The sequence below is a fragment of the Bacillus sp. Bos-x628 genome (assembly GCF_040500475.1).
Taxonomy (GTDB): domain Bacteria; phylum Bacillota; class Bacilli; order Bacillales; family Bacillaceae; genus Bacillus; species Bacillus maqinnsis.
Genome location: NZ_CP159358.1, coordinates 2,895,862 through 2,918,043 on the forward strand (window position 1 = coordinate 2,895,862; position 22,182 = coordinate 2,918,043).

Annotated in this window: 23 protein-coding genes and 1 pseudogene; 18 read left to right on the top strand and 6 right to left on the bottom strand. The window is 40.1% G+C overall.

What is annotated here, in order from left to right; genetic code table 11:
• Nucleotides 1-261 precede the first annotated feature (261 nt).
• On the bottom strand, nucleotides 262-1,428 hold the full coding sequence (locus ABVJ71_RS14870) for a MalY/PatB family protein (protein WP_353854707.1): 1,167 nt from the start codon (nucleotides 1,426-1,428) through the stop codon (nucleotides 262-264).
• An 83-nt stretch (nucleotides 1,429-1,511) separates the two neighbouring features.
• Between ABVJ71_RS14870 and ABVJ71_RS14875 the strand changes: the two genes are divergently transcribed.
• Nucleotides 1,512-1,772: a DUF1871 family protein gene (locus ABVJ71_RS14875; protein WP_353854708.1), complete on the top strand. Its 261-nt coding sequence runs from the start codon at nucleotides 1,512-1,514 to the stop codon at nucleotides 1,770-1,772.
• Here the strand turns inward: ABVJ71_RS14875 and ABVJ71_RS14880 are convergent.
• On the bottom strand, nucleotides 1,769-2,599 hold the full coding sequence (locus ABVJ71_RS14880; RefSeq protein ID WP_353854709.1) for an alpha/beta hydrolase: 831 nt from the start codon (nucleotides 2,597-2,599) through the stop codon (nucleotides 1,769-1,771). The genes ABVJ71_RS14875 and ABVJ71_RS14880 overlap by 4 nt on opposite strands.
• A 173-nt stretch (nucleotides 2,600-2,772) precedes the next feature.
• Between ABVJ71_RS14880 and ABVJ71_RS14885 the strand changes: the two genes are divergently transcribed.
• The 3 genes from ABVJ71_RS14885 (at nucleotide 2,773) to yugI (ending at nucleotide 5,058) form a co-directional block, all read left to right on the top strand.
• On the top strand, nucleotides 2,773-3,273 hold the full coding sequence (locus tag ABVJ71_RS14885; protein ID WP_353854710.1) for an Lrp/AsnC family transcriptional regulator: 501 nt from the start codon (nucleotides 2,773-2,775) through the stop codon (nucleotides 3,271-3,273).
• Nucleotides 3,274-4,467, top strand: coding sequence for an aminotransferase (locus ABVJ71_RS14890; RefSeq protein ID WP_353854711.1), 1,194 nt, complete (start codon nucleotides 3,274-3,276; stop codon nucleotides 4,465-4,467).
• 198 nt (nucleotides 4,468-4,665) lie between these two features.
• Entirely contained in the window at nucleotides 4,666-5,058 is a 393-nt protein-coding gene (yugI, locus tag ABVJ71_RS14895) for a S1 domain-containing post-transcriptional regulator GSP13 (RefSeq protein ID WP_353854712.1), read from the top strand.
• 67 nt (nucleotides 5,059-5,125) lie between these two features.
• Here yugI and ABVJ71_RS14900 read toward each other — a convergent pair whose 3' ends face one another.
• A complete protein-coding gene (locus tag ABVJ71_RS14900) occupies nucleotides 5,126-5,359 on the bottom strand; it encodes a DUF378 domain-containing protein (RefSeq protein ID WP_353854713.1) in 234 nt (77 codons plus the stop codon).
• A gap of 145 nt (nucleotides 5,360-5,504) precedes the next feature.
• On the opposite strand from ABVJ71_RS14900, the gene ABVJ71_RS14905 reads away from it, so the two are divergent.
• The 4 genes from ABVJ71_RS14905 to ABVJ71_RS14920 all read left to right on the top strand — a co-directional run bounded on the left by ABVJ71_RS14905 (nucleotide 5,505) and on the right by ABVJ71_RS14920 (nucleotide 8,915).
• Nucleotides 5,505-6,668, top strand: coding sequence for an iron-containing alcohol dehydrogenase (locus tag ABVJ71_RS14905; RefSeq protein WP_353854714.1), 1,164 nt, complete (start codon nucleotides 5,505-5,507; stop codon nucleotides 6,666-6,668).
• 125 nt (nucleotides 6,669-6,793) lie between these two features.
• Nucleotides 6,794-8,149, top strand: coding sequence for a glucose-6-phosphate isomerase (locus tag ABVJ71_RS14910; RefSeq protein WP_353854715.1), 1,356 nt, complete (start codon nucleotides 6,794-6,796; stop codon nucleotides 8,147-8,149).
• 116 nt (nucleotides 8,150-8,265) lie between these two features.
• Nucleotides 8,266-8,484, top strand: a complete 219-nt coding sequence (locus ABVJ71_RS14915; protein ID WP_353854716.1) for a spore germination protein — start codon at nucleotides 8,266-8,268, stop codon at nucleotides 8,482-8,484.
• Nucleotides 8,485-8,513: 29 nt separating this feature from the next.
• Nucleotides 8,514-8,915 (top strand): YugN-like family protein, encoded by a 402-nt coding sequence (locus ABVJ71_RS14920; RefSeq protein ID WP_353854717.1) that lies wholly within the window; start codon nucleotides 8,514-8,516, stop codon nucleotides 8,913-8,915.
• Here the strand turns inward: ABVJ71_RS14920 and ABVJ71_RS14925 are convergent.
• Nucleotides 8,912-9,898 (bottom strand): ion channel, encoded by a 987-nt coding sequence (locus ABVJ71_RS14925; protein WP_353854718.1) that lies wholly within the window; start codon nucleotides 9,896-9,898, stop codon nucleotides 8,912-8,914. The two genes, ABVJ71_RS14920 and ABVJ71_RS14925, sit on opposite strands and share 4 nt — an antisense overlap.
• Nucleotides 9,899-10,023: 125 nt before the next feature.
• On the opposite strand from ABVJ71_RS14925, the gene ABVJ71_RS14930 reads away from it, so the two are divergent.
• The 6 genes and pseudogenes from ABVJ71_RS14930 to ABVJ71_RS14955 all read left to right on the top strand — a co-directional run bounded on the left by ABVJ71_RS14930 (nucleotide 10,024) and on the right by ABVJ71_RS14955 (nucleotide 13,387).
• A complete protein-coding gene (locus ABVJ71_RS14930; protein ID WP_353854719.1) occupies nucleotides 10,024-10,248 on the top strand; it encodes a hypothetical protein in 225 nt (74 codons plus the stop codon).
• 80 nt (nucleotides 10,249-10,328) lie between these two features.
• Complete coding sequence (locus ABVJ71_RS14935) at nucleotides 10,329-11,003, top strand: zinc metallopeptidase (RefSeq protein ID WP_353856708.1); 675 nt, start codon at nucleotides 10,329-10,331, stop codon at nucleotides 11,001-11,003.
• 47 nt (nucleotides 11,004-11,050) lie between these two features.
• Nucleotides 11,051-12,343 (top strand): hemolysin family protein, encoded by a 1,293-nt coding sequence (locus tag ABVJ71_RS14940; protein ID WP_353854720.1) that lies wholly within the window; start codon nucleotides 11,051-11,053, stop codon nucleotides 12,341-12,343.
• A 131-nt stretch (nucleotides 12,344-12,474) separates the two neighbouring features.
• Nucleotides 12,475-12,876, top strand: a complete 402-nt coding sequence (locus ABVJ71_RS14945; protein WP_353854721.1) for a secondary thiamine-phosphate synthase enzyme YjbQ — start codon at nucleotides 12,475-12,477, stop codon at nucleotides 12,874-12,876.
• Nucleotides 12,877-12,986: 110 nt separating this feature from the next.
• On the top strand, nucleotides 12,987-13,157 hold the full coding sequence (locus ABVJ71_RS14950) for a hypothetical protein (RefSeq protein WP_353854722.1): 171 nt from the start codon (nucleotides 12,987-12,989) through the stop codon (nucleotides 13,155-13,157).
• Nucleotides 13,141-13,387, top strand: a pseudogene (locus ABVJ71_RS14955) (hypothetical protein). The gene ABVJ71_RS14950 and the pseudogene ABVJ71_RS14955 overlap by 17 nt, the downstream one beginning before the upstream one ends.
• Here the strand turns inward: ABVJ71_RS14955 and ABVJ71_RS14960 are convergent.
• On the bottom strand, nucleotides 13,364-14,104 hold the full coding sequence (locus ABVJ71_RS14960; RefSeq protein ID WP_353854723.1) for a protein-glutamine gamma-glutamyltransferase: 741 nt from the start codon (nucleotides 14,102-14,104) through the stop codon (nucleotides 13,364-13,366). The pseudogene ABVJ71_RS14955 and the gene ABVJ71_RS14960 sit on opposite strands and share 24 nt — an antisense overlap.
• Before the next feature lie 155 nt (nucleotides 14,105-14,259).
• Between ABVJ71_RS14960 and ABVJ71_RS14965 the strand changes: the two genes are divergently transcribed.
• The 3 genes from ABVJ71_RS14965 to ABVJ71_RS14975 all read left to right on the top strand — a co-directional run bounded on the left by ABVJ71_RS14965 (nucleotide 14,260) and on the right by ABVJ71_RS14975 (nucleotide 20,519).
• Nucleotides 14,260-16,254 carry a methyl-accepting chemotaxis protein gene (locus ABVJ71_RS14965; RefSeq protein WP_353854724.1) on the top strand — a complete coding sequence of 665 codons (1,995 nt, stop codon included), beginning with the start codon at nucleotides 14,260-14,262 and terminating at the stop codon, nucleotides 16,252-16,254.
• 124 nt (nucleotides 16,255-16,378) lie between these two features.
• A complete protein-coding gene (locus ABVJ71_RS14970) occupies nucleotides 16,379-18,370 on the top strand; it encodes a methyl-accepting chemotaxis protein (RefSeq protein WP_353854725.1) in 1,992 nt (663 codons plus the stop codon).
• Nucleotides 18,371-18,542: 172 nt separating this feature from the next.
• A complete protein-coding gene (locus ABVJ71_RS14975) occupies nucleotides 18,543-20,519 on the top strand; it encodes a methyl-accepting chemotaxis protein (protein WP_353854726.1) in 1,977 nt (658 codons plus the stop codon).
• 64 nt (nucleotides 20,520-20,583) lie between these two features.
• On the opposite strand, the gene ABVJ71_RS14980 is transcribed toward ABVJ71_RS14975, so the two are convergent.
• Nucleotides 20,584-21,573: a Gfo/Idh/MocA family oxidoreductase gene (locus ABVJ71_RS14980; protein WP_353854727.1), complete on the bottom strand. Its 990-nt coding sequence runs from the start codon at nucleotides 21,571-21,573 to the stop codon at nucleotides 20,584-20,586.
• Nucleotides 21,574-21,939: 366 nt separating this feature from the next.
• Here ABVJ71_RS14980 and ABVJ71_RS14985 point away from each other — a divergent pair, with 366 nt between their 5' ends.
• Entirely contained in the window at nucleotides 21,940-22,089 is a 150-nt protein-coding gene (locus ABVJ71_RS14985; RefSeq protein ID WP_353854728.1) for a hypothetical protein, read from the top strand.
• The last annotated feature ends 93 nt before the right edge of the window (nucleotides 22,090-22,182 follow it).

Consider the following 22,182-nt stretch of genomic DNA (forward strand, 5'->3'; position numbering starts at 1 on the left):
TACAAAGTAGATATCATAAAAGGATGGTTTTTTCTTTAAAAAGAACACCCGCTAGGATGTTCTTATATTGTTCACAAAGAGGCTAAAATGATGTTTATTTTCACCCCTTTGTCATCTTTTCAACGTGGTTTGAAAACCCTTGAAGTCTAGAAACACCCGCGCTATTTGTGCGGAGCGAATGAAACATTCGTGATCACCAGCGCTCAAGATCAGACAACGATGAGCTAGAATGTTCTTTCTGTAGAATTGGTCTTATTTAGTTTAAAGGGTGAACGCTTGATGGAGTCGCTTCAGTCCTTCTTTTACAGTTGAAGCAGGACAACCGAGATTCATCCTAATAAAACCTTCCCCTTCATGTCCATACACATGCCCTAATTCTAATATGATCTTCCCCTTTTTTAATAAATTCCTTTTCAGTTCTGCCTGAGTGAATCCGTAATCACGTATATCCAGCCACAATAAATAAGAAGCATCTGGTTTCATATAACGCATATTTGGAAGATGTTCATCGACGTATTCCATCGCCATTTTTAAGTTGCTCTCAAGATAGAGAACAAGTGAATCGAGCCACTCATCTCCATGCCGATAGGCGGCTTCCATCGCTGGAATGGCAAATGCATTCAGTTTTGACAGCCCGTTACGCTGCAATTCATTGGTGAAAAGAGTTCTTCTTTCTTCATCAAAAATAATAATGGCAGATGCCTGCAATCCAGCTAAATTAAATGTTTTGCTCGGTGCAATACAAGTTATAGTTATTTTCGCAATTTCATCAGACAGACTAGCAAAAGGGACATGTTGATTGCCATAAAGCATCAGATCAGAATGAATCTCATCTGAAACAACCGTAACGCCATACTGCACACAAAGCTCTCCTACTCGCTTCAGCTCTTCCTTCGACCAAGCTCTTCCAGATGGATTGTGTGGATGACAAAGGAACATTAGCTTTGCTTGTGGTCTGCTGAGTTTTTTCTCTAAGTCTTCAAAGTCCATCACGTAACGTTCGTTCTCTATTTTTAATGGATTAGTTGAGACAATACGTCTATTTCTCTCGATCATCTGATAAAAAGGGGTATAAACTGGCGACTGGATGACCACCTCATCATTCGGTGATGTAAAGGCTTGGACAGCTAAACTAAGTGCTGTCACGATACCTGGCGTGAATGTAACAGATTCTGTCTGAATCGTCCATCCATGTCTTCTCTTTAGCCAGCCTGCCACTGCCTGCTGTGTATCTTGATCCTGAAATGCATAGCCAAACACGCCGTGATCTAATCGTTCCTTTAATGCATCCAGGACGACTTGCGGCGCTCTAAAATCCATATCTGCCACCCACATAGGGAGCGCATCTGTTGTTAGGAACAAAGACTCTGCTTGATCCCATTTCACTGATTTTGAACCTTTACGTATAATCTGTTCGTCGAAATTCATGAAACCCACCTCTAGCCGTTTTTCAACCAATGTTGTTTGTGCTAAAATAAATATTACAAAATTTATTATAAGCGGTGATACCCATGAAAGATAGTCAAGCTGTTGAAGAGATGATTCAGATCATTAAAACATGGGATCCTTTTCATTATGGAGAAGACTTTTATGAAACGGAGCCCGCAGACGTCATCGGAGCATTATATGACGCAAAGGACCCAGTAACTCTTGCGAAAGAGATTCAAGCCATTTACAACCACTCATTTGAGCAGCCTCTTCCAATCGAGAGTTGTCAAGATATCGCAAATCAACTTTTTGTGATAAGAGATCGCCGTTCCTGCTCACGCTAAGATAGACTGAAATCACCAATTTTATCAGAAACAAAGACTGGGTTTTCTTCTGGAATGAGGTGCCCAGTTTTTTTTAATACATGAAATGTTGAATACGGCAAATCTTTGTGCAGTCTCTCCCCAATTTGAAGGGGAATGATCCGATCCTCTACGCCCCAAATCAGTAAGACAGGTGTCTCTAACTTCTTCAGTACATCTGACGGCAAATCACCTTCTCTATGACGAACCAAACGCAAAAGTCCTCTAAAGATTTTATCATCAGAAAAAGGCTTTAAATATCCGTCAATCATCTCTTGGTCAATAATGGAATGATCGTGAACAACAGCAGTTAAATTTTTCATAATGCCTTGCTTTAGAAGCTTTCTTTTGAGAATTAAATAAAAATAAGGAATATATGTGCTGTAAACAAGCGATCTCTTTGATTTATTCAAATACCCAGAGCTGCATAAAAGAACCGCCTTCTCAAAGAGGTCTGGGCGCTCAGATGCAGCATATAAAGCGACCTGCCCTCCCATCGAATGACCGACGAGAATGGCATGCTGAATTTGCAAGTAAGCGGCTAATTCGATGATAATTTTCCCCATGTTGCGATAACTGTAAATAAACGTATTGGACTTCTCCGATTGCCCAAATGGAGGCAGATCAACCGCAATTAAATTGAAATCCTTTTTAAGAAGCGGGATGAGCTTACGATAGCTGAAGGTAGAAGAGAAGAGACCGTGAATTAAAATCAATGTCTTTTTTCCCTCATGATGATAATGCTCATAATAGATGTCTAAACCGAATTTACTTTTCATATAAGCTGGCTGAACAATGTCCACACTCATCACTCCGATACTTGATACTCACTGTCTGTTTAAGTGACTGTATTGTACCCTAAAAAGTGGATTTTAAGCTACGAATTGAATCTTTTTCCTGCTTAGCATAAAGGGAAAAACGTGCTATAATGTTCAGAAGATTTTTTAAAACTAGCTTTTTACATTTAGAGGTGTGAAATCAAATGAAACTAACAGAAAAAGAAACGGAAATATTAGAGATTTTAGATGAAAACAGTCGCGCCGATTTAAATACGATTGCTAAAATGGCGGGCGTGACCACAGAAGAAGCCGAAGCCATTATTCAAAAGCTAGAAGATCAAAAGGTCATCATAGATTATTCGACTATGATTGATTGGCGAAAAGTAGACGGACATGAAGGCGTCACAGCTATGATTGATGTCAAAGTAACACCTAAAAGAGGCGTTGGCTTTGATGAAATTGCAGAACGAATTTACCGATTTCAAGAAGTGGAATCTGTTTATTTAATGTCAGGTGTTTATGATCTGTCTGTTGTGATTCGTGGAAGATCCATGTCTGATATTGCTCGGTTTGTTTCAGAAAAACTATCAACACTCGATTCCGTTGTATCAACAACCACCCACTTCATTTTGAAAAAATATAAACATGATGGGAAAGTGTTTGAAACAGGGGACGATGACAAAAGAATCGTGGTGTCTCCTTAAATGAAAAAGTCTTATCTATCTGAAACGGTACAAAGCATTCAGCCGTCAGGTATTCGAAAATTCTTTGATCTGGCAGCAACGATGGAAGGGGTTATTTCCCTTGGTGTTGGTGAGCCGGATTTCGTAACAGCTTGGAATGTCAGGGAAGCGAGTATTCTATCATTAGAACAAGGGTTGACTTCCTATACGGCAAATGCAGGCTTGTTATCCCTTCGAAAAGAACTAAGCCACTATTTATACAAGCGGTTTCATGTTGATTACAGTCCAGAAGAAGAACTCATTATTACAGTGGGTGGAAGCCAAGCCCTTGATTTAGCTTTTCGGGCGATTTTAAACAGCGGAGATGAAGTGATCATTCCAGAGCCTTGCTTTGTTGCATACGGAGCTTTAACGACACTTGCAGGCGGGGTGCCTGTCTATTTAAGTACGTCGGCTGAGAAGGATTTTAAAGCGGATTCTGCTGATTTTCAAAAAAAGCTTTCATCCAAGACAAAAGCCATTTTACTATGCTCTCCGTCAAATCCAACAGGTTCTGTCTACACGAAGGAAGAGCTTGAAGACATTGCCCGATTTGCAAAAGAGCATGATCTCTTAATAATTACAGATGAGATTTATGCAGAACTGACGTATGATGAATCTTTTACAAGCGTTGCAGCTATTCAGGACATGAAAGAAAGAACCATCTTGATTTCAGGCTTCTCAAAAGGGTTTGCGATGACGGGCTGGCGCTTAGGGTATGTCGCAGCACCACCTGACTTGCGCGATGCCATGCTGAAAATACATCAATATTCAATGATGTGTGCCCCGGCCATGGCACAATACGCTGCAGAAGAAGCATTGAAAAATGGACTTGAAGATGTAGAGAAAATGAAAAAAAGCTACAGAAGACGCCGTAATTTATTTGTCGGCTCCCTCAATGAACTGGGCCTGACATGTCATCAGCCAAACGGAGCGTTTTATGCCTTTCCGTCCATAAAAAGCACAGGCATGTCCTCAGAACAATTTGCTGAGGAACTGCTGCTGAGCGAAAAAGTAGCAGTTGTGCCAGGGAATGTGTTCGGTCCAAGTGGTGAAGGGCATATTCGCTGTTCGTACGCTTCGTCACTTGATCATCTTCAGGAGTCACTTTCAAGGATCCAGCGTTTCCTACAGAATCGACAACTAAAGCAAGAAACACCTGCCATTTTAAAATAAAAAAAGGCATCAATCCATCTGGATTCATGCCTTTCAAATTAGGGGGGAATACTAGAAAGCATTCTTGTTTTCAGGTATTCCCCCTTTTAATGCACAATAAACTCCTTTAAAAAATATTTTGCTTAACTGTCCGTTCTATGATATAGTTTTTAATTGCGTATAAACGATTATTAAAACATTTATTTAGGAGTTGTTATCATGGCGACAAAGTTTGAAGTAGGCAGTGTTTACACTGGTAAAGTAACAGGATTACAAGCGTATGGTGCGTTTGTTGCATTAGATGAAGAAACCCAAGGACTTGTGCACATTTCAGAAGTAACACACGGCTTTGTAAAAGACATCAACGAGCACCTTTCAATTGGTGATGAAGTACAAGTGAAAGTCCTTTCTGTTGATGAAAAAGCTGGTAAAATCAGTCTTTCTATCCGTGCAACACAAGAAGCACCTGAAAGAAAGGAAAGCAAACCAAAGAAACAAAGACCACAGCAAGTGAAAGAAGATACTACTGCACCACAAGGGTTCAATACACTTAAAGACAAACTTGAAGAGTGGATTGAGCAATCGAACCGTAAAGACTTAATTAAGAAATAAAAAAGCACCGTATAAAACCGGTGCCTAGGCTGCCATGATGAGGCAGCTTTTTTTATGCCTTTTTCAATTAACGAACCTCTGGTTTCGGCTCGTCACGAACAACTTCTTCACTTGGCTTAAACAATAGACCAAGGTTGACAAGACCTGCGATTCCAACAAGACCATAAATAATACGCGACAATGCAGAATCTTGACCGCCAAAGATCGCTGCTACTAAGTCAAATTGAAAAAAGCCGATTAGTCCCCAGTTAATAGCACCGATAATCGTGAGCACGAGGGCAATACGCTGAATAGCGCTCATCGTGATTCCTCCTTTCGCTACAGCATCAATACATTTATATTTTGCAGGTTTTTAGCCAAACTATGCATAAGAAAAATTGAATAAAGCAAATTACTTTACTTTTGGAATAAATGAGGCGCATAATGTAGCCCGAGGAGGAGATCGAATGGATCGATTTACTTATTGGAACCCAACAAAATTAATTTTTGGAAAGGGAGAAGTTGCAGCCCTTTCAGATGAACTCAAACATTATGGAAAAAACGTATTGCTTGTATATGGTGGAGGTAGCATAAAACGAAACGGTCTTTACGATCAAGTGACCCGTCTCTTGAATGAATCAGGTGCTACTGTCATTGAGCTTGCAGGAGTTGAACCTAACCCGCGCTTAACAACTGTAAGAAAAGGTGTTGAACTGTGTAAAAAGAATAACATCGACTTTATTTTGGCAGTAGGTGGCGGAAGTGTGATTGATGCTACAAAAGCCATCGCAGCTGGTGCGAAGTATGATGGAGATGCTTGGGATATTGTGACTAGAAAACATATCCCAATGGAAGCCATTCCATTTGGTACGGTCTTAACCCTTGCAGCAACAGGCTCTGAAATGAACTCAGGCTCTGTGATTACAAACTGGGAAACAAATGAGAAGTATGGCTGGGGAAGTCCAGCAGTATTCCCTAAATTCTCAATTCTTGATCCAGTCAATACATTCACTGTGCCAAAAAACCATACCATCTATGGAATGGTGGATATGATGTCACACGTATTTGAACAATATTTTCACCACACGGAAAACACGCCGTATCAAGATCGTATGTGTGAAGGACTCCTTCGTACAGTGATTGAAACTGCACCGAAGTTGATCAACGATCTTGAGAACTATGAGCTCCGTGAAACGATATTATTCACTGGTACAATCGCTTTAAATGGAATGCTTTCAATGGGTGCACGTGGTGACTGGGCATCTCATAATATTGAGCATGCTGTATCTGCTGTATATGATATCCCTCATGCAGGCGGACTTGCGATCTTGTTCCCGAACTGGATGAAGCATGTTATTCAAGAAAACCCAGCTCGCTTTAAGCAACTAGCTGTGCGTGTATTTGATGTGGATCCTGCAGGCAAATCAGATGAAGAAGTAGGATTAGAAGGTATTGATAAACTGTCAGCATTTTGGAAAAGCTTAGGTGCACCAAGCCGTTTAGCTGATTATGACATCAATGATGAAAAAATTGATTTAATCGCTGATCGTGCAATGGCACGTGGTGAATTTGGTCAGTTTAAAAAGCTAAACAAAGAGGATGTCCTTGCGATTTTGAACGCTTCTTTATAACGCCATTTGCCGCTTCTCATCAAGAGAAGCGGCTTTTGATGTAGCAGTGACGATCACTTGATTTCAATAGCCAGTTCCGCTAAAGTGAAAGGGACAGAACTAACGTAATGGAGGGCTTACAAGCGATGACACATATTCAATTTGACTACTCGAAAGCGTTACCTTTCTTTCAAGAACATGAACTTACATATTTAAAAGATTTTGTGAAGGTCGCCCATCATAATCTTCATGAGCAAACGGGTGCAGGCAGTGATTATTTAGGCTGGATCGACTTACCGAAGCAATATGATCGCGAAGAATTTGCCCGCATTAAAAAAAGTGCAGAAAAGATTAAGGCTGACTCTGATGTCCTGCTCGTTGTCGGAATCGGCGGCTCTTATCTCGGCGCACGTGCGGCGATTGAATTTTTGAACCATTCTTTCTATAACACTTTACCAAAAGGCAAACGCAAGACACCGCAAATCATTTTCATTGGAAACAACATTAGCTCTTCTTATTTAACAGATGTGATGGATCTGCTGGAAGATGCAGATTTCTCGATCAACGTGATTTCAAAATCTGGAACAACAACAGAGCCAGCCATTGCGTTCCGCATCTTTAAAAAGCTCCTCATTGAGAAATATGGTGCTGAAGAAGCGAAAAAACGTATTTATGCGACGACCGACAAAGCGCGTGGTGCACTGAAAACATTAGCAAACGAAGAAGGATACGAATCATTTATCATCCCTGATGATGTGGGTGGACGCTATTCAGTCTTAACGGCAGTCGGTCTATTGCCAATCGCTGTGAGCGGTGCAGACATTGATCAAATGATGGAAGGTGCTGCCAAAGCAAGCGAAGACTTCTCTTCTTCTGAGCTGTCAGAGAATGCTGCTTACCAATATGCTGTAGTCCGTAATGTCCTTTATAATAAAGGCAGAACCATTGAAATGCTGATTAATTATGAGCCAGGATTACAGTATTTCGCAGAATGGTGGAAACAATTATTCGGCGAAAGTGAAGGAAAAGACGAAAAAGGCATCTACCCTTCATCTGCTAACTTCTCAACGGACCTCCATTCACTTGGGCAATATGTCCAAGAGGGAAGAAGAGACTTGTTTGAAACGATTGTAAATGTTGACAAGCCTCGACATGAACTTGTCATTGAAGCAGAAGAACAAGACCTAGATGGGTTAAACTATCTAGCAGGAAAAACGGTAGATTTCGTGAATAAGAAGGCATTTGAAGGGACAATGCTTGCCCATACAGATGGAAAAGTACCGAATCTCATTGTGACGATTCCTGAAATGGATGCCTATACATTCGGATATCTCGTATATTTCTTCGAGAAAGCATGTGCGATGTCTGGTTATCTATTGGGTGTGAATCCATTTGATCAGCCTGGCGTAGAGGCTTATAAGGTTAACATGTTTGCTTTATTAGGAAAACCAGGTTTTGAAGAGAAAAAGGCAGAGCTTGAAAGCCGTCTAAAACAATCATAAGAACAAAAGGGCAACCCTTTATTTGAAAAAGGGTGTGCCCTTTTTGTTTTCTAATGGTTCTGTCTAAGCCTTCACTCGTATTGTACATAGAATAGATAGAGGAGGGTGAAAGGTTTATGACAACAAATCACATCTATATTCAAGAAATTTCTGGGCAGGCCATCGTCAACTTTGGGAATGTCGGCCGGATTTGTCCAAAGAGTGTCGTGAAAGATACAGCAGGTGCAGATAGTGCGTATGAATTCAGTCAATTATCTGGACAGAGCTTAATTGATGCTGCTTTTAGAAACAATGTCCAAATCAAACGGGGCAGATGTATGAAATCCTTGGTTTAACGAACCCTATAAAAAAAGGAGGGTTCCATATGATTCATGTACCATCCAAGCTGACAGGCGAAAGCTTTTCACTCTACCATTTGGAAGAAATAATGAAGCCGCTCGGCTATGTCATTAATGGGAATTGGGATTATGATCACGGGTATTTTGATTATAAAATTGATAACCGTGAAGGATACACGTTTCTCAGGGTTCCATTTACAGCTGAGAAAGGTCAGCTTGATCAACCAGGCGTTGTTGTCAAAATAGGGCATCCGTTCCTCTTAAAGCATGTGTATCAGGATCAATTAGATGACCATGCAATGGTTGGCAATGTAGGAGCATCATTTAACCAATTCCAAGAACCTAAAGAGAAAGATGGAGATGTTTCAAAGGTCTATGCGGAGATAGGTTTTTCATTAGTAAAGGAATTGGAAGACGCACTTCTTTAAAGGGAAATCAGCTCATCCTCTGGATGAAGCTCATATCCAAAAGGAGGATTCATCATGGGTCCTTCTTTTTTTTGTATGCCAACAATGATCACATGATGTTCTAAGAAGTGATGGAGCACTGTTAAAAAAGTTTCACCGGCTAACGCAGATGGGACAGGAAAGATGGTGACGTTTTTATGTAGCGTCATTTTTCGCTTTTTCGTTAAGGACATAAGCTGTTCCTTTAAAAGAAAATTCTCAACCATTAAATGATTCACCGCATCAGAAGTGTGAATGACTTGATTTGCACCAGCACGTTCAGCATTTTTTACGTAACGGTCTGTTAATATTTCAATCAAACAATATAACGAAGGATTCAGTCCTTTTGCTGCAAGTAAGGTTAAGACACTTTGCATATCTGCCGTTAGTTCATTTTCATGTTGATCTGCGGTAATCATCAATGTATCTGCATCCATAATATTGGCCTTGCGAAGCGTTGCATCTTCTGTCCCATGTCCTTTAATAAAATGGACATTATCTAGAAGTGGTCCTTCTTTCAAAGAGTCATCAATAAGGACAATAGGCATCGCTGGATCAATGGTTTGAAAGGATTGGAGCAGTTTATTGGTTTTCTCATTCCAGCCGATGATAATGAGGTGTCCTTTCCCCTTAAAGGTCACCTTCCCCTCTACGTAATGGTGCTGCTTGCTAAATACAGCTGCGGCAAGCGTGGCGAAGTACGCTGTGACAAAGCTTGCTCCAATTAAAATAAGGGCCATCCCAGCAACTCGTCCAGCCATGGTTTGCGGCACAAAATCACCGTACCCAACAGTAGAAACAGTAATTAATGCCCACCAGATTCCGTCAAAGATCGTATGATACTGCTTTGGTTCAAGTAAGACAATCAAATGACCAAAGAAGAGAAGTAAGAAACAAATGATGATGGCAATACGAAGATAAAGAGGCCATCTCAGCCAAGCGATAAATAGACGATTTGATTTCATTGAACTCTTCCTTTCAAAGACAACTAATGTCAGTATGCCCGATTAATGAAAAGTTTTTTCATCTTCGTCATGTATGGAAACTGACACCATATCTTAAAATAAGAGGGGAGAAGGAGGGAGTTCGAATGTCATTCGTTCAAAAGACCATACTTCTTTTTATCGGCGCACACTTGTTGTCATCCGCCGTCATCTTATTCGTGTTTGATTTAAATGCTGTGAATTACTTCGCAAGTGAATTCTCGTGGGTAAACTTTTTTCAAGAGTTGTATGGCACAATGACTTTTTATACGGCATGTTTAGGGATTTTCTTCTTTTTCATTGGAGTGGTCATTCCACTTAAAAAGACCTAGTGCTTTTTGCTGTACACGTAACATAAAAGTCATTAAAATTGTAAATAAATATATAAAATAAAAGGAAGCTGATGAGCATGCTGTTTTTTTATTTTCTAACATTTGCCGCATTGGGATTGTCGTTTTGGGCACAATTTAAAGTGAAGAATAATTTTGAAAAGTATTCAAAGGTCGAAGCATCCAGTATGAAAACAGGTGCTGAAACCGCTCGATATATTTTAGATCGCAACGGGTTATACGATGTACCTGTTGAACCGGTAAGAGGAACTTTGACTGATCATTACGATCCGACGCAACGTGTGGTTCGTTTATCTGAACCTGTGTATTATGGTCACTCTATTTCGGCCATTTCAGTGGCATCACACGAAGTTGGACATGCCTTGCAGCATCAGGAATCCTATGGTGCGCTAGTTTTGAGGCATAAAATCTTCCCTGTAGTGAACTTTGCATCTGGTGTCGCCCCGCTTCTTTTCCTTGGTGGATTATTGCTTGGCAGCCTTAACTTAATCGGGCTTGGGATTATTTTGTTCTCAGCAGCTGTATTTTTTCAGCTTGTGACATTGCCTGTTGAGTTTAACGCAAGTTCTCGTGCAAAAGATATGATTGTTTCAGAAGGAATCATTAGAAGTAGTGAAGAAAGAGGCGTAAATAAGGTATTGAATGCTGCAGCACTTACTTATGTAGCGGCGGCGCTTGTTTCGCTGTTTGAATTGCTTCGATTTGTAATGATCTTCCTGAATGGTCGTAATGATTAATAGATGCCAAGGAGGTGAGCCCTTACCAATTACAGGTGAGGGTTTTTTTGTATATTTTAAATGTATTTTTCGTCATATTACTCATTGCTGCGACAGCATTCTTTGTTGTCACTGAATTTGCGATTGTAAAAATTAGAGGCTCAAAAATCAACCAGCTCATTGAGAGCGGTGACAAGAGGGCCATTCATGTTCAAAAGCTAATATCCAATCTCGACGAATACTTATCCGCCTGCCAACTTGGCATTACCATCACGGCATTAGGTTTAGGGTGGTTAGGTGAGCCAACCGTTGAGCATTTCCTGCATCCCCTTTTTGAAAAGCTAGAGATTCATTCGGCATTGACAGACATCTTATCTTTTATCATGGCGTTTGTGTTCATTACCTTTTTACATGTTGTAGTAGGTGAGCTGGCGCCTAAAACCATTGCCATTCAAAAGGCAGAGGCCGTCAGTCTCATGACAGCGAAACCGCTGATTTTTTTCTATAAAATCATGTACCCTTTTATTAAAGCACTGAATGGTGCTGCAAGTGGGATTGTGAAATTATTTGGTTTTCACTCCGTCAAAGAACATGAAGTGGCGATCAGTGAGGAAGAATTGCGCCTGATATTGTCTGAAAGCTATGAGAAGGGTGAAATTAACCAATCTGAATACAAGTATGTAAATAAAATATTTGAATTCGATAACCGAGTGGCGCGAGAGATCATGATCCCTCGTACAGAAATTTCAGCTGTAGAGATTGAGCAGTCACTTGAGGATGTGACCCATTATATGTTGAATGAAAGGTACACACGCTATCCAGTGATTAAAGAAGACAAAGATCATGTTGTCGGTGTGATCAATAGCAAAGATGTATTTAAAGCAAGCTTCCTGCATCAAGAAGTGTCAATTGAAGATTTGATGCGTCCTGTGATTCGGGTGATTGAGAGCACACCTGTTCAAGAATTACTCATTCTCATGCAAAAAGAACGGATTCACATGTCAGTGCTTGTGGATGAATATGGTGGCACAGCCGGACTCGTCACAGTAGAGGATATATTAGAGGAGATTGTCGGCGAAATTCGTGATGAATATGATCAAGATGAAACACCGCATATCGTCAAAAAAGGTGATTTCCACTATGTAATGGATGGAAAAGCATTGATAGATGAGGTCAACGATTTATTAGGTTTAGCCATCGAGAATGATGATGTCGATACGATTGCCGGCTGGATGATGACACATAAAATTGATTTTGACGTTGGAGATGTCATAGAGGAAGAGGGCTGTGAGTTTAAAATTGTAGATGCAGAAGACCATCATATTCGTACCATCGAAGTGAAAAAAGTTCATTTTTCATAAACCTCGTACGGTTGACGAGGTTTTTTTACTTGATAAACTTTAGATGGGGGATTCATTTCTGCCTATTGTCAGTGATTTTTTTCACATAAAAAGGTATGGTTTGAAAGAAACGACAAAAAGGAGCAGTTCATATGAAAAAAATTGATTTACAAACAGACAGACGCGATGACATGATAGACGTTACTCGCGAGGTACGTCAATATGTGCGAGAAACGGGGGTAAAGGATGGTACAGTCATTGTCTACTGTCCTCATACAACAGCAGGCATTACCATCAATGAAAATGCTGATCCAGATGTAAAACGAGATATGCTACGTAGGCTTGATGAAGTATTTCCATGGGAACACCCAAAGGACCGTCATATGGAGGGAAATACAGCTTCTCACATGAAGGCTAGTTATATGGGCGCATCTCAGCATGTTCTCATCAATAACTGTGATCTTGTGCTTGGAACATGGCAGGGAATTTACTTCTGTGAATTTGACGGACCGAGACATCGCCACTTTTATGTACAAGTGTCACCAAACGAGTAAGAGATGGGGGAACTGAAATCCTTACTAAGAATTCATTATAAAATGATTCAAGCCCCAATGGCAGGAGGAGCAGGTGCCCATTATACATTTGGGTTATCTTCATAGGAACTGTGGCAACAAAAGAAGAAGCACTGTTGTTTGAAGAACAGGGCGTTGACCGTATTTACTCCAACTTAACCGTAAAAGACATGATGAATCAGCTTGCTCCGACATCAATTTTAAATGATGGACATCTTAAAACAATCATATTGAAAAAAGGACAAAATCGAATTTGTATTTGATGATTTTCCGCACTCTCCTGCCGTCCTTTCCCCCATTCGTCACTACTAATTCGTGAAACGGAGCCAGCACGGCCCTCCGGTCACAAGAAACGATCTAGAAAAAATGGAGATTCTAGCGAACACGATGCTTGGCACACTCCCAAGCTTATCACAAACGCAAGGCATACAAAGGCCCCTTGTCATCACAATTAGACAAGAGGCCTTTTTTAGCTTCCGAACATTTGCCTTAAGTAAATCACATCCATTCGGGTAGTCTGCGGCAGTAAATAAGCGGATTGAACAGCACCTGGGCGCCTTTTGCTGTTTAATTTGTCTATTATTTCTGCGGCGGTTAAAATACCAAGCCCATGCCCGTAATATTGATCTTCTCCTAAGTAGATGACATTTTCCCCGCGCCATTGAGACTGCTGATAGCTAAACTCTGGATTTTCGAAATATAAACAGTCCCCATAAATAAAATCATTTCCTCGTTCTGTATAAATGGACAATGTATCATAATGCCAATCATACAGCGTTAAAGTACGCAACCTCAGGTTAAACTTCTCATCTCCTATAGTTTGCAGTACCCCCATATAAAAAATGATCACAATGGCCGTTGCGCATTCAAAGGCATATTTTGACCCATTTTCAAAAATATCTTTTATGCCTCTGGATGGCTCGACTTGATAGCGTAATTCTAGTGCTCCCGCCTCTGAGACACGCCAAAATGTCTCATTTGCGCGAGATCGCTGAAAGACGGCAAATGAGGCACCACTTTTATGCAAATCTCTTGCAGCATTCATAATGTTCGATCTTAATGTCACTTCAAATAATAAATCAGATGCTTGCCTGTAACGAAAAGTATCATTCGAGGCTTGCAATTGCATTAAAATGATCCGCTTCTGTCCCTCTAGCTGAAACGATGCGAGTTGATCATTTGTCACTGGCTGTCCTGAAAGGATAATCATATCAAAAGCGCCTCCTTTTTTATTAGCGTATGCGTGATGCTTGGGCAAGGAATCAATTTGTGGAAATAAACAAAAAGACATCCTTTTTATTTGAAAATATGAAAATAATATGAAACTGTCCGATATAAAACGTAACGTCTAAAAGGAGGAAAAACATGAAAAGTGTAATAAAATGGTTGAAAAAACCATCGATTTCAAAGAGGCTGATTATTTCATTTACACTTGTTCTTGCCTTACCAATCATCACACTTAGTACGATTTCATATCAGATTGCAAAACAAGAATTAGATCACGAAATGATGTTTGGAGCGAAAGCAAGAGTAAATGACCTGAATGACATGATTCAACAAAAGCTTTTGAACAAAGAAAAGGCAGTGAAACTTTTTACCGAAACGTCATCTGCTAAAGACCTTATAAAGAAGAAAAATAAACATGAACTTTATGAGCATTTTGAGATATATAGCAAAATCAATGAAGATGATGTTGCCGGGTTCTATATAGGAAGTAATAAAGGCGATTTCGTACAGTATCCTGAAGTGAAAATGCCAAAAGGCTATGACCCCACCACACGAGATTGGTATAAGCAAGCCATGCAGAATGAAACAGGCAAGCCTATCGTCACCAATCCATACATTTCTGCCACAACCAAGGGCATGGTCGTAACCATCGCTCAACGATTAAAGGATGGCTCAGGTGCTATCGGTATCGATATAGACGTTCAGGACATTGTCGATAAAATAAAGGAAATGAAGATAGGACGAGAAGGATATCCGGTTATTGCGAATAAAAATAAACAATTTGTGGCTCATCCAGAGGAGAAATCGGGCTCACAAGTTACCAAAAATATTGCATCAATCCTTTATAGCAGTAAAGAAGGCACAGCTACTTATGAGAATAAGGGAAAGCAAAAGCGTCTCGTTTTTGTCACGAATGATTTAACAGGTTGGAAAATTGCTGGAACGATGTATGTATCTGAAACGGAAGAAGCAGCACAGCCAGTTTGGAATTCTGCCATTATTCTTTTAATTACTTCATTTATACTTGGTGGCGTCGCAATCTTCTTCATCGTTCGATCCATTACAATTGGACTTAGAAAGCTTGTTGATTTCTCAAACAAAGTGAGTGAAGGTGACTTAACCGAAACACTTGCAACAAAATCTAAGGATGAAATAGGCGATCTGACAAGAAGCTTTAGTAAGATGAGTGAGTCGCTCCGCGAAGTAATTCGTGCAGTTCAACAATCTGTAGACAATGTTGCCTCAGCTTCTGAGGAACTGACAGCAAGTGCAAGTCAAACGAGTCAGGCAACAGAGCATATTACGATGTCAATTGAACAATTTTCAAATGGAAACGAAGCTCAAAATGAGAAAGTCGAAGCGAGTACCAATCAGCTTGTGGCGATGAATGAAGGTCTTCAAGGCATGTCAAAAACCTCATCAGAAATCGCAACCGTATCACTTGAATCGACCGAAGCTGCTGGTAAAGGAAGTCGTATCGTTGAGAGCGCTGCTACCCAAATGAAACATATCGATACGTCCGTTCAAGAAGCTGAAAATGTCGTGAAAGAATTAGAATACAAGTCGAAAGATATTACGAGTATATTAAATGTTATTAATGGAATTGCAGATCAAACGAATTTGCTTGCGCTAAATGCTGCGATAGAAGCAGCAAGAGCTGGTGAATCTGGCCGAGGCTTTTCAGTTGTTGCAGACGAAGTCAGAAAACTAGCTGTACAATCTGCTGACTCAGCGAAAGAGATTGAAAAGCTTATTCAGGAAATAGTGATGGAAATTGCCAAATCACAAGATATGTTCAAAGCCGTCAATCGAGAAGTCAATGCAGGGCTGGGTATGACAGAGGAAGCCAAAAAAAGCTTCCAGAACATTTATGAGGCAACTGAGGGCATGTCCAAAAAGCTCACGCAATTAAACGATACAGCCGCTGATCTATCCACTGGATCAAAGCTTGTTTCACAAGCGATGCAAGAGATCAGGCAAGTCTCAAGAGAGAGTGCAGCGAACATACAAGATATAGCGGCTTCTGCTGAAGAACAACTGGCATCAATGGAAGAAATCACTTCATCTTCTGTTACACTTGCAAAGATGGCAGAAGAGTTAAAAGAGCGAACAAGTCAATTTAAAATGAAATAACATAGTCAGAAAAAATATCCAGAATTGTCTGGGTATTTTTTTATTTTTAATCATCATTTTCAGTCTCTAAAAATGTATCTTTCATCCGATAATAACCTAGAGAAGTAAAAGGGGGAAAGAAAAAGTGGGAAAAATGATTCAATGGTTCAAAAAGCCATCCATTTCAAAAACATTAATGATTGCCTTTATGGTGGTCCTCATTCTGCCAACAGTCGCTTTAACCATTAGTGCGTTTTTCACATCGAAGACAGAACTAGATAAACAGATTATGAGCAGTGCAATGAGTCAGGTCAATGCGTTTGATACGTTAATCAATGAGAATATCGGAAACAAGGCGGAGGCTGTCACGCTTTTTGCGGATTCTCTTAAGGCTTCTAACCTTCAAGAAAAAAATAGGAACGCTATCATTAAAGAATTGGAGCAATATGGAAAAATTAACCAAAAAGATGTAGCTGCTTTCTATGTAGGCTCTGAAAAGGGACTGTTTATGCAATATCCTGTTCAAAAAATGCCTAACGGTTATGACCCAAGAAAAAGACCTTGGTATCAAGAAGCAATGAACGCCGAAAATGGCAAGCAAATCATCACAAAGCCATATGTAGCAGCTTCAACTGGTAAAATGGTCATCACCATCGCTGAAAAAATGAAAGATGGTTCAGGAGTTATCGGGCTGGATATGGAAATAGACAGCCTGCTTCAAAAGCTAAAAGAAATCAAAATCGGACAAAAAGGCTATGCCTTCATCATGGAAAAAGACAAAACAGTTCTTGCAGCTCCAAATCAAAAACCAGGAAGTCAAGTGAATGAGAGTCTAGCAAATATTATTTATCAAAACAAACAAGGAAACGGCAGTTACACGTTCAAAGGGATAGATAAAAAGGTTGCTTACGTGACCAATGAATTAACAGGATGGAAAATCGGTGGAACGATGCTCGTATCAGAAGTAGAAGATGCAGCGAAGCCAGTATTCATTACTGCAATTATCGTGTTTAGTGTGACACTCATTGTAGCAGGAACCCTTATCTTCTTTATTGTCCGCTCCATATCAAAAAGATTATCAACACTAGTCATTTTCTCGCAAAAGGTCAGCAATGGTGATTTGCGTGATAAACTTCAGATCCAATCAAATGACGAAATTGGACAAGTTGGAAAAGGTTTTAATACCATGATTGATTCATTAAGATCCCTCATTGGTGCTGTTCAAACCTCAGTAGAAAGTGTCGCTTCTTCATCAGAAGAATTGACTGCCAGCGCAGGACAAACAAGTAAAGCAACAGAGCATATTACATCAGCCATCGAACAATTCTCTAGCGGAAATGAAAGTCAAAATGAAAAAGTTGAATCCAGCTCAGTCGAGTTAGAGGAAATGGACCGAGGCCTCCAACATATGAATGAGTCTGCTCAATCCATTACCGCTTCATCAATCAAATCAACAGATATTGCAGGAGATGGCGGACAGCTAGTTGAAAAAACCGCTTCTCAAATGAATGTCATTGATCAATCAGTGAAAAAAGCAGAGAATGTCATTAGTGAACTGAAAAGTAAATCGAAAGACATTACACACATTCTCGGTGTCATCAATGGAATTGCAGACCAAACGAATTTACTTGCGCTAAATGCGGCAATAGAAGCAGCAAGAGCTGGTGAAGCTGGTCGAGGCTTCTCAGTAGTAGCAGAAGAGGTGAGAAAACTCGCTGTTCAATCTGCAAGTTCTGCAAAGGAAATTGAGAATTTGATCAAAGAAATCGTTCAAGACATTGATGTATCACAGGAAGTGTTCACTGCAGTGAATCGTGAAGTTCAATCAGGATTAAGTTTCACAGAACAAACGAGAGTGAGCTTCCGCAATATTTTCGAAATGACGAAAGAAATTTCAGATCAGCTACAAATCATGAATCAAACCGTTGTTCAGCTTTCAAAAGGCTCTTCACAAGTATCAGAAGCTGTCCGTGAGATTGCAGAAGTGTCACGTGAAAGCTCAGCGAACATCCAAGACATCGCAGCCTCTGCAGAAGAACAATTAGCATCAATGGAAGAGATTAGTTCATCCTCAGCAACACTCTCCTCCATGGCAGAAGAATTACGTGATTTAATTAGCAAATTTAAGGTGGAATAAAGCCATATTGAAAAGAGCTCCAGCTGGGAGCTTCTTTTTGAATAATTTGGAGTAAATAAGTATTTATGCTTATTTTGGAGGTTTTTTGAGATTTTTATTTTGAGAAATAATTCATATTACCTAAGAATGAAAAAAGTCAGACCATAAAACATAAATCTAAAGGAGCAGAAAAATGAAAAAAATCAACTTTTTTAAGCATTTTACGATGACAAAGAAATTAATCACTGCATTTTTAGCTATCCTCCTAGTGCCGATTCTTGTATTGGCAGCATGTTCTTATAAAGTGGCATCCGATTCACTCAATGATGAAATTATGTCTAGTGCTGAAAATGGCGTCAATCAATTAAATGAACTCATCAATAAAGATGTAAAGCCTAAGATTGATATGGTTGCATACTTATCGAAATCGGTGAAAAAGGATGAACTAAAAGCAAAGAACAAAGATTTACTGAAGATGAAACTTGAGCAATTGTCTAAAACAGATAAAGAAGTGGTGGAAGTGTTTGTTGCAGATCGAAATGGTAAACGAATTGAATACTCCGAAATCAACAAAAGCAATGCGAAGAGTGCCAAGGATGAACCATGGTTTCAACAATCGATGGGAGATCAGAAAGTGATCATTTCAGATCCTTTTATGGACAAATCATCTGATGACCTGCTCATCACAATATCAGAACAGTTAGCAGATGGTTCTGGTGTCATTGGTATCCATATGCGTCTAAATACAGTCGTGAAAGATACGAACAGTATTAAGATTGGTAAAGAGGGCTATGCCTTTATTTCCACGTCTAATAAACGATATATTGCTCATAAAACGGAAAAGGCCGGCACGAAATTGACTGGTGATTTTATCAATCAAATGTATAACGCCAAAGAAGGCAGCTTTGAATACGAATACAATGGACAGCCAAAGCAAATGTTTTTTGCAACCAATGAGACCACAGGTTGGAAGCTGGGAGGAACAATGTATGTCAATGAAGTGAAAGAAGCAGCAAAGCCAGTACTTGACTTGACCATCATCATCCTTGTCGCAGCCATTGTGATAGGCGGAATCGCAATTTATTTTATAATCAAATCAATTCGAAAACCACTAATAGAGCTATCTGAATCGGCTGAGAAAATTAGTCAGGGAGATCTCACGCAGCACATTGAGGTTCGTTCTCACGATGAAATCGGTAAGCTTGCTCATAGCTTTAACGATATGTCAGCCAAGCTGAGACAAGTGGTTCAGGCAGTGCAGAATTCAATTGAAAATGTTGCCGCCTCATCTGAAGAACTGACAGCTAGTGCGGGACAAACCGCCCAAGCGACAGAGCACATTACATCATCTATTGAACAGTTCTCAAACAGCACTGAACATCAAAATGATATGATTGAAAAAAGCTCAGCTCAATTGAATCAAATGGATCGTGGCTTATCACATATGGTGCAAACAACATCTGATATGACGGAATCGTCTATCGAATCGAGCAGTACCGCTCAGGCAGGTGGAGATCTCGTGCAAAAAACAGCAGGTCAAATGCAGACAATTGAACAGGCAGTCAAAGAGGCAGAGCTTGTCATTGCAGGGTTAGAGCAGAAGTCAAAAGATATTACCAATATTCTCGGTGTCATCAATGGGATTGCAGATCAGACTAACCTCCTTGCCTTAAACGCAGCGATTGAAGCGGCACGGGCAGGAGAAGCTGGTAGAGGGTTCTCTGTTGTTGCAGAAGAAGTCCGCAAGCTGGCAGAGCAATCAGGCAGCTCTTCAAAAGAAATTGAAAGCCTGACGAACGAGATTGTCGAAGAAATTGGAAAATCACAGCAAATGTTTAAGCGTGTAGCGGGTGAAGTTCAATCTGGATTAAAAATTACAGATGAAACAAAAGAGAGTTTTGAGAAGATTACCCATAAAACAACTGAAATGACAGAACAAATGAAACAAATGAACGTATCGGCAAATGAGCTTTCTCGTGGCTCGAACGATATTTCACATGCTGTCAATCAAATTAAAGAACTTTCACGAGAAAATTCTGCAGGCTTCCAAGATATTGCGGCTTCCGCAGAGGAACAACTGGCATCAATGGAAGAGATCAGTTCCTCATCCGCCACTTTATCTCAGATGGCAGAAGAATTACGAGACCTCATCAAACAATTTAAAATGTAAGAGGAAGATTGGAAAGCACCTGACGTTTCGGCGTCAGGTGTTTCACATTGTTGACAAAGGAGCTTTATTTTTCCCGGTCAGCAGGATAAACGATTCCCATTTGTCGTCTTGCCTCATCCATTACTGACATCGTTTGGACGGATAAGGCAAAGGTATTAATGGAAGACTGCCACTTCTTTTGTTGAATACATTTAATAAAATGGTCAATTTCATAATACATGGCAGGCCGATCATCTTTGAGAGAGATGTCCTTTTGATTCCCATGGCGATCATGGATTTTGATACGGGAAGGGCGATGAAATTGATCAATTACCATTGTGGCATCTTCTCCTTGAATTTCAGCAGGTAAATGAGATGTCGAAATTTTAGAATGAAAAAGAAGTGCTTGGTGCTGGTCATATTGTAAAAGTAAAGAGCCGTTTCCATCTACGCCGGAAGAAAGTTTATAGCCAACGGCTGTCATTTGATTGGGCAGGCCGAATAAATAAATGATTGGATATACGAGATACACTCCAATATCCATTAATGAGCCATTGGACAGTTCGGGCTTAAAGGCGTTTGGGATGTCACCGTTTCGATAGGCATTGTATCTTGAGGAATATTTGCAGTAATGTGCCACGACTTTTCGAACAGGACCTAATTGGGTAAGATGTTTTTTGATTTGAATAAAGTTTGGCAGAAACGTGGTTTTCATTGCTTCCATCAAACAAACCTGATGCTTTTTAGCTGTTGCAATCATCTGTTCAGCTTCTTTTCGATGAGAGGCCAAAGGCTTTTCGCATAGAACGTGCTTTTTGTGCTCCATCATCAAAATGGCTTGCTCTTGGTGAAGTGCATTTGGACTAGCAATATATACAGCGTCAAACTGATCACTAGCTGCCATTTGATGTAAGTCTGTAAAGACCGTTTTGATTCCGTATTTTTGTGCGAAAGCCTGACCTTTTTCGGCAGATCGTGAATAGACGGCCGTACATGTAAAATCGTCCATTCCCTCAGCGGACTGTAAGAATCGATCTGTAATCCAGTTCGTTCCTATTACAGCAAATCGAATCATGTCATTTCCTCCTTCTTCTTCTCTCTCATTATACATGCATTGAAAGCGTTTGTATGAAAGAACATTCTTTTTATTGAAAAGCGGATGAAACCTTTATCTAGGCTGATGCGTCTTAAATAAAGGATATAAATGTACGAAAAATGGGTAGTTTTCTCCTTCATTCGGGTAATACTCAAAAGAAGGGAAAGGAGGAAAGCATCCAGTATGTTGGAATTACATATGTATTTGCAATGTTATTCATAACAGCTAGCGTTTTTCACGTGTTAGAGCCGAGCAATTTTGCCCGATGAATAGGCGACCATATCATGATCTTATGGTCGATGCCACTGCTAAGTGGAGCTGGTCGTTTTGCTTCTGCTGTCAAATGTGAGGACCCGAGCTACAAAATGGATCGCTGTCTATGGTGTGCTGATCTTCCCGTCAAATGGATTTGTAGTGAGAGAAGGCATCTTATTTTCAGGTCAAGAGCACACAGAGCCAGGGCATTTTAAGGATCAATTCTTATTTTACGGGTGATGTCCATTGCCAAAATAGAAAAAGTGAAACAATGTTCACCATATCATGACCAAGTAGTGTACAATTTACTAATAAAAAGCCCGTGTTTGGAGG

Bases quoted from the DNA above. Each gene is read 5' to 3' on its own strand.
- ABVJ71_RS14870 (WP_353854707.1), bottom strand. From the start codon at position 1,428: ATGAATTTCGACGAACAGATTATACGTAAAGGTTCAAAATCAGTGAAA.
- ABVJ71_RS14875 (WP_353854708.1), top strand. From the start codon at position 1,512: ATGAAAGATAGTCAAGCTGTTGAAGAGATGATTCAGATCATTAAAACA.
- ABVJ71_RS14880 (WP_353854709.1), bottom strand. From the start codon at position 2,599: ATGAGTGTGGACATTGTTCAGCCAGCTTATATGAAAAGTAAATTCGGT.
- ABVJ71_RS14885 (WP_353854710.1), top strand. From the start codon at position 2,773: ATGAAACTAACAGAAAAAGAAACGGAAATATTAGAGATTTTAGATGAA.
- ABVJ71_RS14890 (WP_353854711.1), top strand. From the start codon at position 3,274: ATGAAAAAGTCTTATCTATCTGAAACGGTACAAAGCATTCAGCCGTCA.
- yugI (WP_353854712.1), top strand. From the start codon at position 4,666: ATGGCGACAAAGTTTGAAGTAGGCAGTGTTTACACTGGTAAAGTAACA.
- ABVJ71_RS14900 (WP_353854713.1), bottom strand. From the start codon at position 5,359: ATGAGCGCTATTCAGCGTATTGCCCTCGTGCTCACGATTATCGGTGCT.
- ABVJ71_RS14905 (WP_353854714.1), top strand. From the start codon at position 5,505: ATGGATCGATTTACTTATTGGAACCCAACAAAATTAATTTTTGGAAAG.
- ABVJ71_RS14910 (WP_353854715.1), top strand. From the start codon at position 6,794: ATGACACATATTCAATTTGACTACTCGAAAGCGTTACCTTTCTTTCAA.
- ABVJ71_RS14915 (WP_353854716.1), top strand. From the start codon at position 8,266: ATGACAACAAATCACATCTATATTCAAGAAATTTCTGGGCAGGCCATC.
- ABVJ71_RS14920 (WP_353854717.1), top strand. From the start codon at position 8,514: ATGATTCATGTACCATCCAAGCTGACAGGCGAAAGCTTTTCACTCTAC.
- ABVJ71_RS14925 (WP_353854718.1), bottom strand. From the start codon at position 9,898: ATGAAATCAAATCGTCTATTTATCGCTTGGCTGAGATGGCCTCTTTAT.
- ABVJ71_RS14930 (WP_353854719.1), top strand. From the start codon at position 10,024: ATGTCATTCGTTCAAAAGACCATACTTCTTTTTATCGGCGCACACTTG.
- ABVJ71_RS14945 (WP_353854721.1), top strand. From the start codon at position 12,475: ATGAAAAAAATTGATTTACAAACAGACAGACGCGATGACATGATAGAC.
- ABVJ71_RS14960 (WP_353854723.1), bottom strand. From the start codon at position 14,104: ATGATTATCCTTTCAGGACAGCCAGTGACAAATGATCAACTCGCATCG.
- ABVJ71_RS14965 (WP_353854724.1), top strand. From the start codon at position 14,260: ATGAAAAGTGTAATAAAATGGTTGAAAAAACCATCGATTTCAAAGAGG.
- ABVJ71_RS14975 (WP_353854726.1), top strand. From the start codon at position 18,543: ATGAAAAAAATCAACTTTTTTAAGCATTTTACGATGACAAAGAAATTA.
- ABVJ71_RS14980 (WP_353854727.1), bottom strand. From the start codon at position 21,573: ATGATTCGATTTGCTGTAATAGGAACGAACTGGATTACAGATCGATTC.